Below are 13,535 nucleotides of genomic sequence, written 5' to 3'. Positions count from 1 at the left end.
CGGTTGGAGCATTTTCGGACGGAAGACCGGGATCCACTTTCCTCGAAATGCTCTAGACGTCTCCGCCGCGCGCGACGATATACGCTGCGCAATTAAATCAGCGCAAACCGATCCACATCCACCATGCCCATATCCGAGATCTTCAAATGCGGAATGACGGGCAGCGGCAGGAACGCGACTTGCAGGAAGGGTTCTTCCAGCGTGGTGCCGAGTGCGTAGGCGGCCTTGCGCAGGGTGTGCAAAGTATCGCGCACCGTCTCGTAGGGTTCGAGGCTCATGAGCCCGGCGACGGGGAGCGCGATTTCGCCGGTCACCCGGCCGTCTTCCACCACGACGAAACCGCCCTTGATGTCGCCGAGCCGGTTGGCGGCCAGCGCCATGTCGTCTTCGCTCACGCCGACGACGCAGATATTGTGGCTGTCATGGCCGACGGTGGAGGCGATGGCGCCCTTCTTCAGTCCGAAGCCCTGGACGAAACCATTGGCATGATTGCCGTTCTTGCCATGGCGTTCGATGACGGCGACCTTGATGATGTCGTTTTCGAGATCGACGGTGGTCTGGTTGCCATCCGTTGGCAGCTTGTAGCGGCGATGTTCGGTGATGATCTTGCCGGGAAGCACGCCCATGACCGGGGTTTCGCCTTCCGTGACCGGCACACCGAAATGGGAGGCGAGTACCGGTCTGGCCTTGACGCTGTCGAGACCGACGGGTGCCACCGGTTTGCGGGTGGCAAACAGCGCGTCATCGACGATACGGCCCCCGGAAAACACCATGCTCGCCTTACAGTTTTGCAGGGTGTCGATGACCACGAGATCGGCGCGCCAGCCGGGCGCAACAAGACCGCGATCACGCAGGCCAAAGGCTTTCGCAGCGGAAATAGAGGCGGCACGATAGATGGCGAGCGGTTCCACGCCGCTGGCGATCGCCGTGCGGATCATATAGTCGAGATGGCCCTGTTCGGCGATATCGAGCGGGTTGCGATCATCGGTGCAGAGCGCCAGATAGGGTGACAGGCGCTCGGTGATGATGGGCATCAGCGCATGCAGGTCCTTCGAGACCGAACCTTCGCGCACCAGAATATGCATGCCCTTGCGGATTTTCTCCAGCGCCTCAGTGGCGCTCGTGCATTCATGTTCGGTACGGATGCCGGCGGCGAGATAACCGTTGAGCGCCGTTCCGGACAGAAGCGGTGCGTGACCATCGATATGCTGGCCCTGAAAGGCCTCCAGCTTTGCCATGCACACCGGGTCCTTATGGATGACGCCGGGGAAATTCATGAACTCGGCAAGCCCGATGACCTTCGGGTGATTTCGGAACGGCAGCAGCTTTTCGATCGGCAGATCGGCGCCTGATGTTTCCAGATGGGTGGCGGGCACGCAGGAGGAGAGCTGCACGCGGATGTCCATAATGGTTTCCATGGCGCTGTCGAGGAAGAACTGAAGCCCTTCCGCGCCCAGCACATTGGCAATCTCATGCGGGTCACAGATAGCGGTGGTGACGCCATAGGGCAGAACGCAGCGGTCGAATTCATGCGGCGTGACGAGCGAGGATTCGATATGGAGATGCGTATCAATGAAACCCGGAACGACGATTTTTCCGGAAATGTCGATTTCCCGGCAGCCCTTGTAGTCTCCACATGTACCAACGACAGTATCGCCGCAAATAGCAATGTCCGAGGCGACGAGTTCCCCTGTGACAAGGTCGAAAAAACGCCCGCCTTTCAGAACCATATCTGCCGGTTCACGGCCGGTACCCTGATCAATTCTTGATTCAAGCTGGGAATTCATGGGCTTTTGCTCGACTGTTGGTTCTATCTGCATGCGATATTTTCTTTCATTTACATTCTCAGGCCGCTTTTTGGCTTTTCCCCCATCTTTTTATGGTTTTTAAATATAGTGATAGTAAAAAATTTTCATATTCGTACTACCTTACTTATATTGCCGCATATTGAAGCATCGCCGGGAGGGCGTGAACTTTATGCTTCGAGGGGGAGCGGATGCGCCGAATTGTTGCAAATTTCGGTTCAACCGTAACATTCCCGGGAAGGAAAATAAAAGAGTCTGATGCTGAAACGAATTTCAACCCAGCAATTGGCTGTGGGCATGTTTATCGAAGCGGTCGAGGGGACGTTTTCGAACCATAAAATTACACAGAAGTACCGTTTTCTTTTGCAGCGCGAGGAGCTTGTGCAGCAGCTGAAAAAAAGCGGGGCTGAGAGCATCGTGATCAATACTGCCAAGGGCTGCGATGTCGGCGCCAGCCAGGGCCCGGGCAGTGCCGACGTATCGCAGACGAATCCGTCTCCATCGATGGTCGCAGCCGTCACTCAGGTGGTGCGCTCGGCCGCGGATACGATCGCAGAGACATTTTCGGTTGCCGAGGGCGGTGGTTGTGTGTCCTTCGAGGGCATGACGGCGGCGGCGGGAAAGATTTCCGACGCCATTCAGGCCAACCCGGCCGTGTTCATCGGCGTCACCCGCCTGAAGTCGAAGGATGAAACGACCTTCGTGCATTCGGTTTCCGTCAGCGGCCTGATGATCCTCTTCGGCAATTATCTCGGGCTGAACAAGGAAACGGTGAATTTGCTCGGCGTCAGCGGATTGCTCCACGATATCGGCAAGGTCGAAATACCGTCATCAATTCTGAACAAGACGGAGGGGCTTTCCATCGAGGAGCGGGAAATCATCAATCTCCACCCCGCATTCGGGCGCGATATCCTGTCGCGTGACGGGCAGATGCCCGACATGGTCCTCGATGTCTGCTTCAATCATCACGAGCGGATCGATGGCGGCGGTTATCCCAGCGGTCGTGCCGGCGGCGAGATCAGCCTTCATGCGCGTATTGCCGCGATTTGTGATGTCTACGATGCCGTTACCTCGGTCAGGCCCTACAAGAAGCCATGGACCGCGAATGATGCGCTGACCTGGATGCTGCGTCGGGACGGACATTTCGACATACAGCTTCTGAAGAAATTCGCGCTGTGCATCTCGGCGTCGCTGCCGAGGGTTTAGTTGCTAAAGATGATCGCCATATTCAGGCTGTCAATATAGCGCCCGTCGATTGAAACGGCATCGCGGGCCCGGCCCTCATGCACAAAGCCGATCTTTTCATAAAGCGCAATGGCTCTGGCGTTGTCGGCATGCACGCTCAATTCAACACGATGCAGCCCGAATTCGCGGGCGGCATCGAGCGTCCGCCGCATCAGCCGCGCGCCCAGTCCCTTGTCACGATAGGCTGGCAGGATACCCATTCCGAGCGTGCCGCAATGGGCGCGGATCGCTCTGTCCTGGCGGCGAATGTCGCACCAGCCGATCACGTCGCCATCCGCAATCGCCACGAATTGCGGATGGTCGTTTTCGATCATGTCGAGAACGAAGGCGCGCACCGCTTCGAGCGGTGGCGCCTCCAGAAAGCTCAGATATTTCCGCTCGCGCGACACCGCATCGAGAGCACGATGAAAGCTCTCAACGTGCTCCGCCCGGATAGGCTCGATGGCGACGGTGTCATCGAGCGCCATCACGCGGCTTTCGTCTTCGCCTTGCGGGTCAGATGCACCACGACATTTTCAATCATCCGCATGCCGGCATCCTGGCCGAGCGTCATGATCGATTCCGGGTGGAACTGAACGGCAGCCACCGGTTCCTTGGCGTGTTCGATGCCCATGATCGTGCCGTCCTCGCTTTCCGCGGTGATGATGAAATCACGCGGCAGGGTGGCGGGATCGGCGAAGATCGAATGGTAACGACCGACCGTGACTTCCTTGCCGAGACCGGAGAAGACGAGGCCGGGCTCCAGCACGCGGATGCGCGAGGGCTTGCCGTGCATCGGCACAGCAAGCTGGCGCAGCTCGCCGCCATAGGCTTCCGCCAATGCCTGAAGACCGAGGCAGACTCCGAAGATCGGCAGATCGCGGGCGCGGGCGGCCTTGATCGTCGCCTTGCAATCGAAATCCGTCGGGTTGCCCGGACCGGGAGAAAGCACAACGAGGTCCGGCTGGAAGCGATCGAACACGTCCGCTGCGACCGGCGATCTGACGGTCGAGACCGTGGCGCCCGTCTGGCGGAAATAATTCGCCAACGTGTGCACGAAGCTGTCCTCGTGGTCGACGAGCAGGATCTTGACGCCGGTGCCGACCTTGGCGGCATCACGCTTGGTGGCGGCAGAGTTGGTGCCTTTTGCGTCACGAATGGCTGATATCATGGCGGAGGCCTTCAGTTCGGTTTCGGCTTCTTCTTCCTGCGGGTTGGAATCATTGAGCAGGGTCGCGCCGGCGCGCACTTCGGCAATACCGTCCTTGATGCGTATGGTGCGCAGTGTCAGGCCGGTATTCATGTCGCCGTTGAAGCCAACCATGCCGATCGCACCGCCATACCAAGCGCGCGGGCTCTTTTCATGACCTTCGATGAAGCGCATGGCCCACAGCTTTGGCGCACCGGTGACGGTGACGGCCCAGGCGTGGCTGAGGAAGCCGTCAAAGGCATCCATGTCGTCGCGCAGACGGCCTTCGATGTGGTCAACCGTGTGGATGAGGCGTGAATACATCTCGATCTGGCGTCGGCCAATGACCTTCACCGAACCCGGCTCGCAGACGCGGCTCTTGTCGTTGCGGTCTACATCCGAACACATGGTGAGTTCGGATTCGTCTTTCTTCGAGTTGAGCAGCTTCAGAATCTGCTCGCTATCGGCAATCGGATCGTCGCCGCGCTTGATGGTGCCTGAAATCGGGCAGGTCTCGATGCGGCGGCCGGAGACGCGCACGAACATTTCTGGCGAGGCACCGACCAGATATTCCTGATGGCCGAGATTGATGAAGAAGGAATAGGGCGACGGGTTGATCGCCTTCAGGCGGCGCGAAATCGCCGACGGATTGCTTTCGCAGCGTTCCATGAATTTCTGGCCGGGAACGACCTCGAACAGGTCGCCGCGGCGGAAGCTTTCCTTGGCCTTGACCACCAGTTCGGAATATTCGCCGGGGCGGTGATCACCCTTGGGCGGGATGGTATCTGTGGTCTTGAAGGGATCGGGGGTAATGTCGGAGGATTTGCCGTCCGTCGTCATGCCGTCCTTCTCGAAATCGTAACGGTCGATCCAGGCCTTGGCGGAATAGTGATCAACGACGAGGATTTCATCGGGCAGGAACAGCACCATGTCACGCTGGTCTTCCGGACGCGCCAGCGAAAGCTTGATCGCGTCGAACTGGAAGGCGAGATCGTAACCGAAGGCGCCGAACAGGCCGATGGCCGAATCCGCGCTCGAATAGAAGAGGTCGACGATGGCTCTGAGAGCGGTGAAGACGGTCGGGATTTTCGAGCGTTCTTCTTCGGTGAAGACACGGTCCGGTTCGTTGACGGTAAGATCAAGCCGACGGGTCGAGGAAGCGCCGAGGGTGAGATCGGGTGTCGCCTTCAGCTTTTCCGTAATGAAATCGAGCAGCACTTCGCCGCGGCCATTATAGGCTTCGATCCACATCTTGCGGCCAAAACAGGAAATGCCGAGCGGCGGATCGACGATGGCCGTATCCCAGCGGGTGTAACGGCCCGGATATTCATAGTTGGACGAAAAAACTGCGCCGCGATGGGAATCAAGCTTTTCGATGTAATTATCGATGGCGTTGGCATAGTCGGTGGGGCGGCGCTTTCGGCTGACCTGGATGCCGCCTTTCGTCTCGTAGGTTTCCGCTCCGTCATCCTGAATGATCGTTACCATTTCTTTCGTACTTCCTGTTGTTCAGGCCCGATGACAGGCGGCATAATAACAAAAAAGCCGCCTGAAAATTCGGGCGGCTTGGACTTTGTCTGAAGACATGACTGGTCAAGGCCGCAAAAAGCTGCTCCACCACCAGTTAGCAATGTTCTTAGACACTATATTCATGGGAAAATTGTTAGCGTGCACGATCCGCCTTGGCAAGCGGATTTCGGTGAGGGAATGAACCTTACCTGCCGCTACGGCGTTGCTCTCCTGCTGTAACGGTCAGGAGTACCCCGTATAATGCTTCATCGCCTGTGTCTTCTGGTAGCCAGCCTCGCCTTGATTTCCGCTTCCGAACCGCCGTCGCAGGTGCCGGTGCCACAGCCCAAACCGGGCGAGGGGCAATCCGCCACCCCTTCGGAAAAGCCCTCGCAGGAGAAGGCGCAAGATCCAGCGGAAGCGCCGAAACCAGCTCCGAAGCCCCAGGTTCCGGACGATCAGAAACCGGATGCTGAAAAGCCACCCGCTGAGAAAGGGTCTGATGATCCTAAAAAGGAAGGCGAGGGCAAGGATGGCGGGGAACAGCAGAAACCGGCTGACGAGGCGGCAAAACCCGAAACGCCGCGAGAACCGGTAAAGCCGGAAGACCCCGCAGCACTTCAGGCCTGCCTAGGCGCATTGAAGGAGACTGGCGCGGAGTTCAAAAAGCTTGAACCCATTCGCGACGAGGAGCAGGGCTGTGGCATCGAAGCGCCCATCGAGCTTTCCGTGGTCCTGCCCGGCATCAAGCTCGAACCATCGGGCACCATGCGCTGCGAAACCGCGCTCGCTCTTTCCCGTTGGACCAAGGAGATGATGCTGCCGGCGGCGGCGCTTGCGATGCCGGACAGAAAGGTGACGGCCATCGCCAATGCCTCGACCTATATCTGCCGCAACCGTAACAGTGCCGAAACGGGCAAGATTTCCGAGCATGCCAAGGGCAATGCGGTGGATATTTCCACGATCGCTTTCGACAAGGGCGAACCGCTGGTGATGAAGCCGCGCGGTGAGGACGGGACGCCGGAAGGTGCCTTCCAGCGCACCATCACCGCCGCCGCCTGCCTGTTCTTCCGCACGGTTCTCTCGCCCGGCAGCGACGCCACCCATCAGGATCACCTGCATCTCGACGTGCTGGAGCGAAAAGGCGGCTATCTCTATTGCCGCTGACAAAAAAAGGGGCGACCCGAAGGCCGCCCCGACTGGAGATGTGATCCCGGGCCCGTTTTAGAATTTCTGGGTCAGGGAGATTTTGAAGGTGCGTCCGGCTTCGGAATAGAAGTCGGCCGGCTGGTTGACGGTGCTGACGGCGTTGAGGTTCACGTCGCGGACGCCGACGGCATTCCAGTACTTCCTGTCGAAGAGGTTGTAGACACCCGCCTGGATGCGCAGTCCCTTGGTCTGTTCCGGCTCCCACCAGCCGGTCAGGTTGAAGACGCCGTAGCCGGGGGCATCGAAAGTGCTGGCCACTCCGTCGTCCCGCATGCCGGATGAGAAGACGCCGGTCAGTTCCGTGCCCCAGACCTCCTGCGCGTAGCCGACGCCGAGGATCGACTTGAACGGCGCCACCGTGCGGATAAACTCGTTGGTGTCGGTGTCCTTGCCATAGGCATAAGCCAGCGAGGCATGCGCGAAGAAGCCGTTCGCCAGTTCCTTGCGGACCTTGGCTTCGACACCGGAGATTTCGACATTGTTGCGGTTGCGATAGGTGAAGAGCGAGCCGTTACCCCTGCCGCCGAAGCCGGGGAACAGCGTCGTCGAGGTGGTATATTGCTCGATGAAGTCCTTGTACTTGTTGTGGAACAGCGTCATGCTGCCCGTCAGGTCGCCGGATGCATAGTTCGCGCCGATTTCGAAACCATTGCTGGTCTCGGGATTGAGGGCGGAGTTGCCGACAACGGCGTAACCGGAGCTGATGTTCGAGAAGTTCAGATACAGTTCGTTGATCGTCGGGGCGCGATAGGCCATCGACCATTGTGCGAAGAACTGCAGTTCCGGCGTGACGTCATAGGTTGCAAGCAGTTTCGGCGAGAAGCGCGAGCCGCTATTGCCGCTCGGCAGGCCGAAGGTTCGGTAGCCGCTGTTGCTGGAGACGGAACCGTCAGGATCGTAATCGTAGGAATCGAAGCGCAGACCGGGGGTCAGGCGGAAGCCGTTGCCGAAGGCGATCTCGTCATCGAGATACAGGCCGAGGCTCTTGCCGCTCACGTCAGGCATGTCCGACTGCGATGACGACGTCACGCCGGCCGTGTTGGCGAAAAGTTCCTGGCTGAAATCGGTGGTCATGGCGTTGCCGCCGAAACGCACCGTGTGCTGCACGCCGCCAAGCTCGAAACCGGATTCGAGGCCGCCGACGATGCCGAATGCGCCGTTGCGCATGCTGTCTTCGCGGATGTAGAGCGAATTGTTGGTCAGGCGGTCGCCGGCGCCGGATTCCTTGGACAGACGTGTCCAATAGAGCGAGAGATTGGCGGCATCGATCACGCCATCGGTCGAGGGTGCCTCGTATTCGTAATCGAGCGATACACGGTCGCGTTCGGTATCCTCATAACCCTGGTAGTCGCCGATGCGGTAGGTCGAACCGGAGACGCTGACGCCCTGCAGCGTCTTCATGTCGCTGCGGTTTCTGAGCGAATAACGCTCGGCCGTCAGGCCGATACGGTGGCCACCTTCCAGATCCTGGCGGATCTTGAACATCAGGTTGCTTTCATAGGTGTCGGCAGGGTTGGGCTTGGTGCGGCGCGTTCCGTAGATATCCGCCGTGCCCTTGTTGTCCGTCTCATTGCCGCGCTTGTAGGAGCCCTGGAACAGGACGGAGGTGTTCTCGATCTTCTTGGCGACGGCAAGCGATCCGCCGACGCTTCTATCTTCGCTGTCATAGCTGGTTTTGGCGACGCCACCCCAATCCCTGCCTTCGCCGATCAGGTCTTCCGGCTCAAGCGTGCGCAGCACCAGCGCGCCGCCGAGCGCGCCCGAGCCAATGCGGCTGGAATCGGCGCCGCGCACCACGTCTACAGACGAAAGCGATGAGAAATCAAAGCTCGAATTCGTATTGCTCAGGGTGGTGGTGGCCTGGCTCTGGCGGGCAAAGTTTTCGAAGAAGGGAACGGGAATATTGTCGATCAGCGTCACGACACGGGCGCCGCCGAGGCCTCGAATGAACAATCCGCCGGGACGACCCGGCTTGGAATCCACATAATCGACGCCCGGTTCGGTGGTGTTTCCGAGATCCTTGATGCTGCCAATGTCCTTCTTGCGGATATCTTCCGCGGTCGTCTGGCTTGCCAGCGGCGTATCTGCTGCGGCATTGGCGCTTTTGACGCGCTTGCCTTTCACCACGATCTTTTCGAGCGTGGTCGTGCCGTTTTCCTGTGAAGCGGCGTCCTGCGCTCGCGCAGGCCCGGCAAGGGGAAGAAGAGACATGGCAGTGCACAAAAGCAGCGCGGAATGTGTGCGCGAGATGGACATTAAATACCCCCGGATATGCGCGCAAAGAAGCCACGGCGCGCAAAAACGCGCCGCGCTCCTGCGCGGCTGGACATGTTCTGATGTGTTACGGGCAAGCCGATAGGCGAGGACTAAAAAACATGACGATAACTGTCAACATATTATATATGACTTTTTGCATCATGTTTTAAAGCATAAGGATATGTTGCAAAAATATTACGTTTGTCAGGCCGTGGCCAAAATGGCGGATCGGGGCCGAAAACGCCGCAGTGTGGTCAAAGTCCCGACATTGATGCTTGCTAGGATATTCGCTGCCAGTTTACATGGCGAAAGAAAAACATGCCCCATGCAAAACAGATCATTAATCGGATACGGAAATGAAGTCTCTTGAACTGCTCGTTGAGCGGATCATTCTCTCCAGCCGCTGGCTGCTTGTGGTCTTTTATCTCGGGCTTGTCGCGGCACTGGCGGTTTATGCCTTCTCCTTCGCGCTGAAATTCCTCAAAGTTGCGAAGAATGTTTTCATCTACGATGAATCGGACATGATCCTTGCCATGCTCGGTCTGATCGATGCGGCGCTGGTGGCCAGCCTGATCGTCATGGTGATGATCTCCGGCTACGAGAATTTCGTCAGCCGCTTCGATGAGGCGGATGACGAGGTTTCGTTTCTGGGCAAGCTCGATTCGGGCAGCCTGAAGATCAAGGTCGCGTCATCGATCGTGGCGATTTCGTCGATCCATCTGCTGCAGATATTCCTCAACGCCAGTCAATATACGGACAGCCAGTTGATGTGGTTCACCATCATCCATCTGGCTTTTGTCGTTTCGGCGGTCATGCTCGGTTTTCTGGAAAAACTGATGGCCAAGCCGAAGGACAAGTCTGAAAAACAGGTGCTTTAGGTCAGTTGGTCCGCTTGTTATGAAGGTCGCCCCCCGTTTGACCCGCTTGCGTGTTTTTTGCTCCGGCCAGCCCGGTATGGCGGCGGTGCGTGAATGGTGAAGACGGAGCGTCAGGCCAGACTATGCCGGGATCTGTCGGCCGCCGCCGACAAATCCCAATGGCTGGAGGCGCTGCAGGAGGTCATGCATGCGTTTGGTTATGCCCATGTCACCCTATTGAAGTTACCAGGCGGACCGAACGGTCTTGCCTTGCCGGTGCTTGTTGAAAGCAGCCTGCCGGTCTGGGTCGTGAATGCGATGACGAAGGATGGGGCGCTCGGGGACTGTCCCGTCATCAAGCGTGGCGCCTCATCGATGATGCCGCAATATTGGTCGCTGGAAGACCCGGAGATGGCCTGCGGATCGCTGGTGGATGCGGTGAACTCGGTGGGCAGCATGGGCATTACGTCCGGTCTCATGGTGCCGGTGAACGGCATGTCCGGAAACCGGCATCTGATGAATTTCGCAGGCGACCGCGATACCCTGCCGCAGGCATCTCTGAACGAACTTTGCATGATCGCGCTGCATGCGCTGGAAACCTATGACCGCCTTTGCCGCGTCGCTTCGAAAGGGCCGTCGCCTTTGACGAAGCGGGAGCTCGATGTGGTGCGCTGGACGGCGCAGGGGAAGACCTCGGTGGAGATCGCCGAGCTTCTCTCCATCTCGGAGCACACGGTCAATACCTACATGAACAACGCCATGCGCAAGCTCGATTGCGTCAACCGCACACAGCTGGTGGCGAAGACCATCCGTCTGCGGCTGATAGAGTAAGCCGGCCGCACAGCGGGCCGGCCTCCTTATCAACGGTCGAGAACCGAGCGAAGCTCGACGAGGTTCGAGCGCACCCGCAGAACGTAAAATCCCATGGTGGCCAGGTGCGACGGCATGAGCCAGCCGCTTTCCTCGCCGTTGGAAATGATGGCCGGCTGGATGCGCAGCGCCGCGCGGGTCTGCGACAGCGTGTCGTTCCAGAGGTTGGTCAGGTTGCGCTCGCGGATGACCTGCGCAAAGTCGGATCCGGCGGCGGAAAGCACGCCGTAATAACCATAAAGCTGGCCATAGGCGAACCAGAAGCGGTCATCGGCACGCGTGTCGAACCAGCCGCCATTATAGTTTTCCGAACGTTCTCGCAGAATTGCAGACGTGGAGCCGATATCGCCGGCAATGCGGTCGATGAACTGGATCAGGTTGTCGGCGCGGGTATCGAAGACGGCCTTGCAGGCTGTCAGTTCGCCGTTGAAGGCCTGGAAGCTGCGGATTGCGGCGCGGTAATAGCTGGGGGTCGGCGTCTTCGGGCCGAAGGGATCGAGGCCAAAATACCAGGAATATTCGCTGAACTGCATGTTGCCACGCGCTTCCTGGAGATTGTTGTTGATGCCGGAGGTGCCGCGCACGCGTCCGAGCGTATCCACCAGCTCCACCGAGGTGCGGCGCACAGCCTGGTTCACGCCGCGCTGGAATGACGCCTTGTTGTCGAGAAATGGCGTGCTGTCCCAGTCCATGCCGAAGAGGCCGAGGCGATAGAGCAGCATGGAGGAAATCCATGCGTTCTGGTTGACGTTGAAGTCGGTAAGGTCGACGGCGGCATCCACGATGGCCGAGCGCTGGCACACGGGTGCGGAGGTGTTCGCGGCAACACCGGTTGCGCCGGCAGCAGCAGCGGGGGTTACGGCCGGCAGTTCCTGTCCGGGCGGCACGGTGCGTTCGGCAAGTTTGTAGCGGGAAATGTAATCCGGATCGAAATTCGTCCAGACCTGGGTTTGCCAGACGAAATATCCGTAGAAAACGGCCAGCAGGATGGCGATCAGAGCGATTGGGCCCTTGATGAGCCAGTTGCGGCCGCTGTACCAGCCATGCGCGGCCATGAAGGGCCATAAAAGCCATGCGACGAGAAGACCGGCGGCCTTGCCGATGGCGCTGAAGCCTGCCTGAATCAAAGCGGTGATCCGGTCTATCATGTCGTCATAGTCTCCTCTGCCCGTGGGCCGGATGCCGGAAGAAAAATCCGCGGTTTGACAGGAGGCTCTTCGGCGCTCCATATCAACCGCGGTCATTTACTGTCTTCCAGATATGTCCCGGTCAACCGGGATACAACATGATTGCGAAACTTTTCTCAACCTGCGGTCCGCGCCTGATGTTGCGGCATTTCGATGATGCCGGATCAACGGGGTCGGCGCGGAACAGAGGCGATATGCGATTAGAGGCCGAGCTTGGCGATCTCCTCGTTCAGCCGGTCGCGTGCCTTTTTCGGCAGTTTACCGTTCTTGACGACATCCAGATTGGCAGGTGTCGCGTCGCCGACAACAACAAGCGCGATCATGCCCATACCGAGATGTGGGGTGCATTTGACGACATAAGCGCCTTCTTTCTCGACCGTGACCTTTACCGCTTCGTTCATCTTGCCCTTGAACTCGGCGACACCCTCGGGGATCATATCCTTCACGGCTGCCGCATCATGGCCCTTGTCGACCGGAACGAAAGTGATGACGTCGCCGACGGCGGCCTTGACGGTTGCGGGTTCAAAGACCATCGCCTGACCGTCGCTGCCCTTGTTGAGCATCTTCACTTCGATTTCGGCGGAGAAGGCGGGAAAAGCGCAAAGAGCCGCGACGATGGCGAGGCCGGCGAATTTGGTAGTTCTGTTCTGCATAATTTTGCTCCTGAGAGAAAGCACATCCACGCGAATGTGTCCCCCTCGTCTTAGCGCGGGAGCGGGCAAGCCATCTTTGCGAAAAATCAAATGCGGCAACCGGACGCAGCGGGTCAGCTGCCGTTAAACGTTTCCACCCAGTGGCGGCGGCAGAAGGAGACGTATTTTCCGTTGCCGCCGACCTCGATCTGGGCGCCTTCGGTCACGACCTTTCCTTCGCTGTCGAAACGGGCCACCATCGTCGCCTTGCGGCCGCAATGGCAGATGGTGCGGATTTCGCGAAGCTCGTCGGCAATGGCGAGCAGTTCCTTCGAGGCCGGGAAGAGCTTGCCCTGGAAATCCGTCCGCAGGCCATAGGTCATGACCGGAATGTTCAGCCGGTCGGCAATATTGGCAAGCTGCCAGACATGATGCTCGGACAGGAAATTGGCTTCATCGATGAAGACGCAGGCGACAGCCGCCTCCCCGTGCAATGCCGATACCTCGGCGAACAGGTCGGTATTTTCATCGAAGGTCCGGGCTTCGGAGGACAGGCCGATACGCGAGGCAACACGGCCGAAGCCGGCCCGATCGTCAAAGGCAGCCGTGAAGATTAGCGTGCGCATGCCGCGTTCCTGATAATTATAGGATGCCTGTAGCAGCATGGTCGATTTGCCGGCATTCATCGTCGAATAATTGAAATAGAGTTTTGCCATTATCCACTCCCGAAACGCCTCGCGTCCGTGGACGCTTCGCAATGCTTCAACCTGTTAAACGGCACGTCGTGTTCCACGAAA

At 58.7% G+C, this 13,535-nt stretch carries 11 protein-coding genes; 4 read left to right on the top strand and 7 right to left on the bottom strand.

The window, feature by feature from the left end:
- Window positions 1–92 precede the first annotated feature (92 nt).
- The gene (gene ade / locus NYR50_RS09920) at window positions 93–1,787 is read right to left on the bottom strand and encodes an adenine deaminase (RefSeq protein WP_418135808.1); all 1,695 of its coding nucleotides are present in this window, start codon (window positions 1,785–1,787) and stop codon (window positions 93–95) included.
- A 276-nt stretch (window positions 1,788–2,063) separates the two neighbouring features.
- On the opposite strand from ade, the gene NYR50_RS09915 reads away from it, so the two are divergent.
- Entirely contained in the window at window positions 2,064–3,011 is a 948-nt protein-coding gene (locus NYR50_RS09915; protein WP_418135807.1) for an HD-GYP domain-containing protein, read from the top strand.
- Here NYR50_RS09915 and NYR50_RS09910 read toward each other — a convergent pair.
- Entirely contained in the window at window positions 3,008–3,517 is a 510-nt protein-coding gene (locus NYR50_RS09910) for a GNAT family N-acetyltransferase (protein ID WP_418135806.1), read from the bottom strand. The two genes, NYR50_RS09915 and NYR50_RS09910, sit on opposite strands and share 4 nt — an antisense overlap.
- A complete protein-coding gene (locus tag NYR50_RS09905; protein ID WP_006314650.1) occupies window positions 3,517–5,706 on the bottom strand; it encodes an anthranilate synthase in 2,190 nt (729 codons plus the stop codon). Before NYR50_RS09905 ends, NYR50_RS09910 begins: the two co-directional genes overlap by 1 nt.
- A gap of 282 nt (window positions 5,707–5,988) precedes the next feature.
- On the opposite strand from NYR50_RS09905, the gene NYR50_RS09900 reads away from it, so the two are divergent.
- A complete protein-coding gene (locus NYR50_RS09900) occupies window positions 5,989–6,894 on the top strand; it encodes an extensin family protein (RefSeq protein ID WP_418135805.1) in 906 nt (301 codons plus the stop codon).
- A 57-nt stretch (window positions 6,895–6,951) separates the two neighbouring features.
- Here NYR50_RS09900 and NYR50_RS09895 read toward each other — a convergent pair whose 3' ends face one another.
- Window positions 6,952–9,192, bottom strand: a complete 2,241-nt coding sequence (locus NYR50_RS09895) for a TonB-dependent hemoglobin/transferrin/lactoferrin family receptor (protein ID WP_418135804.1) — start codon at window positions 9,190–9,192, stop codon at window positions 6,952–6,954.
- A 356-nt stretch (window positions 9,193–9,548) separates the two neighbouring features.
- Here NYR50_RS09895 and NYR50_RS09890 point away from each other — a divergent pair, with 356 nt between their 5' ends.
- Window positions 9,549–10,070, top strand: coding sequence for a TIGR00645 family protein (locus NYR50_RS09890; protein WP_006314646.1), 522 nt, complete (start codon window positions 9,549–9,551; stop codon window positions 10,068–10,070).
- 93 nt (window positions 10,071–10,163) lie between these two features.
- Window positions 10,164–10,880, top strand: coding sequence for a helix-turn-helix transcriptional regulator (locus NYR50_RS09885; protein ID WP_092770790.1), 717 nt, complete (start codon window positions 10,164–10,166; stop codon window positions 10,878–10,880).
- 29 nt (window positions 10,881–10,909) lie between these two features.
- Here NYR50_RS09885 and NYR50_RS09880 read toward each other — a convergent pair whose 3' ends face one another.
- The 3 genes from NYR50_RS09880 to NYR50_RS09870 form a co-directional block, all read right to left on the bottom strand.
- On the bottom strand, window positions 10,910–12,067 hold the full coding sequence (locus NYR50_RS09880) for a DUF2333 family protein (protein WP_121690595.1): 1,158 nt from the start codon (window positions 12,065–12,067) through the stop codon (window positions 10,910–10,912).
- Between the two features lie 239 nt (window positions 12,068–12,306).
- The gene (locus NYR50_RS09875) at window positions 12,307–12,759 is read right to left on the bottom strand and encodes a pseudoazurin (protein WP_418135803.1); all 453 of its coding nucleotides are present in this window, start codon (window positions 12,757–12,759) and stop codon (window positions 12,307–12,309) included.
- 113 nt (window positions 12,760–12,872) lie between these two features.
- Window positions 12,873–13,454 carry a thymidine kinase gene (locus NYR50_RS09870; RefSeq protein WP_418135802.1) on the bottom strand — a complete coding sequence of 194 codons (582 nt, stop codon included), beginning with the start codon at window positions 13,452–13,454 and terminating at the stop codon, window positions 12,873–12,875.
- Between the last annotated feature and the right edge of the window lie 81 nt (window positions 13,455–13,535).

This window comes from Agrobacterium sp. El2ro-1b (assembly GCF_048298475.1).
Lineage (GTDB): Bacteria > Pseudomonadota > Alphaproteobacteria > Rhizobiales > Rhizobiaceae > Agrobacterium > Agrobacterium fabrum.
The sequence above is the reverse complement of the archived record's forward strand: the minus strand, read 5'-3'. Positions and strand labels throughout refer to the sequence as shown.

Coding starts and splice junctions, on each gene's coding strand:
- NYR50_RS09915 (WP_418135807.1), top strand. CDS start 2,064: ATGCTGAAACGAATTTCAACCCAGCAATTGGCTGTGGGCATGTTTATC.
- NYR50_RS09880 (WP_121690595.1), bottom strand. CDS start 12,067: ATGATAGACCGGATCACCGCTTTGATTCAGGCAGGCTTCAGCGCCATC.
- NYR50_RS09900 (WP_418135805.1), top strand. CDS start 5,989: ATGCTTCATCGCCTGTGTCTTCTGGTAGCCAGCCTCGCCTTGATTTCC.
- NYR50_RS09895 (WP_418135804.1), bottom strand. CDS start 9,192: ATGTCCATCTCGCGCACACATTCCGCGCTGCTTTTGTGCACTGCCATG.
- NYR50_RS09885 (WP_092770790.1), top strand. CDS start 10,164: ATGGTGAAGACGGAGCGTCAGGCCAGACTATGCCGGGATCTGTCGGCC.
- NYR50_RS09875 (WP_418135803.1), bottom strand. CDS start 12,759: ATGCAGAACAGAACTACCAAATTCGCCGGCCTCGCCATCGTCGCGGCT.
- NYR50_RS09870 (WP_418135802.1), bottom strand. CDS start 13,454: ATGGCAAAACTCTATTTCAATTATTCGACGATGAATGCCGGCAAATCG.
- NYR50_RS09890 (WP_006314646.1), top strand. CDS start 9,549: ATGAAGTCTCTTGAACTGCTCGTTGAGCGGATCATTCTCTCCAGCCGC.
- ade (WP_418135808.1), bottom strand. CDS start 1,787: ATGAATTCCCAGCTTGAATCAAGAATTGATCAGGGTACCGGCCGTGAA.
- NYR50_RS09905 (WP_006314650.1), bottom strand. CDS start 5,706: ATGGTAACGATCATTCAGGATGACGGAGCGGAAACCTACGAGACGAAA.
- NYR50_RS09910 (WP_418135806.1), bottom strand. CDS start 3,517: ATGGCGCTCGATGACACCGTCGCCATCGAGCCTATCCGGGCGGAGCAC.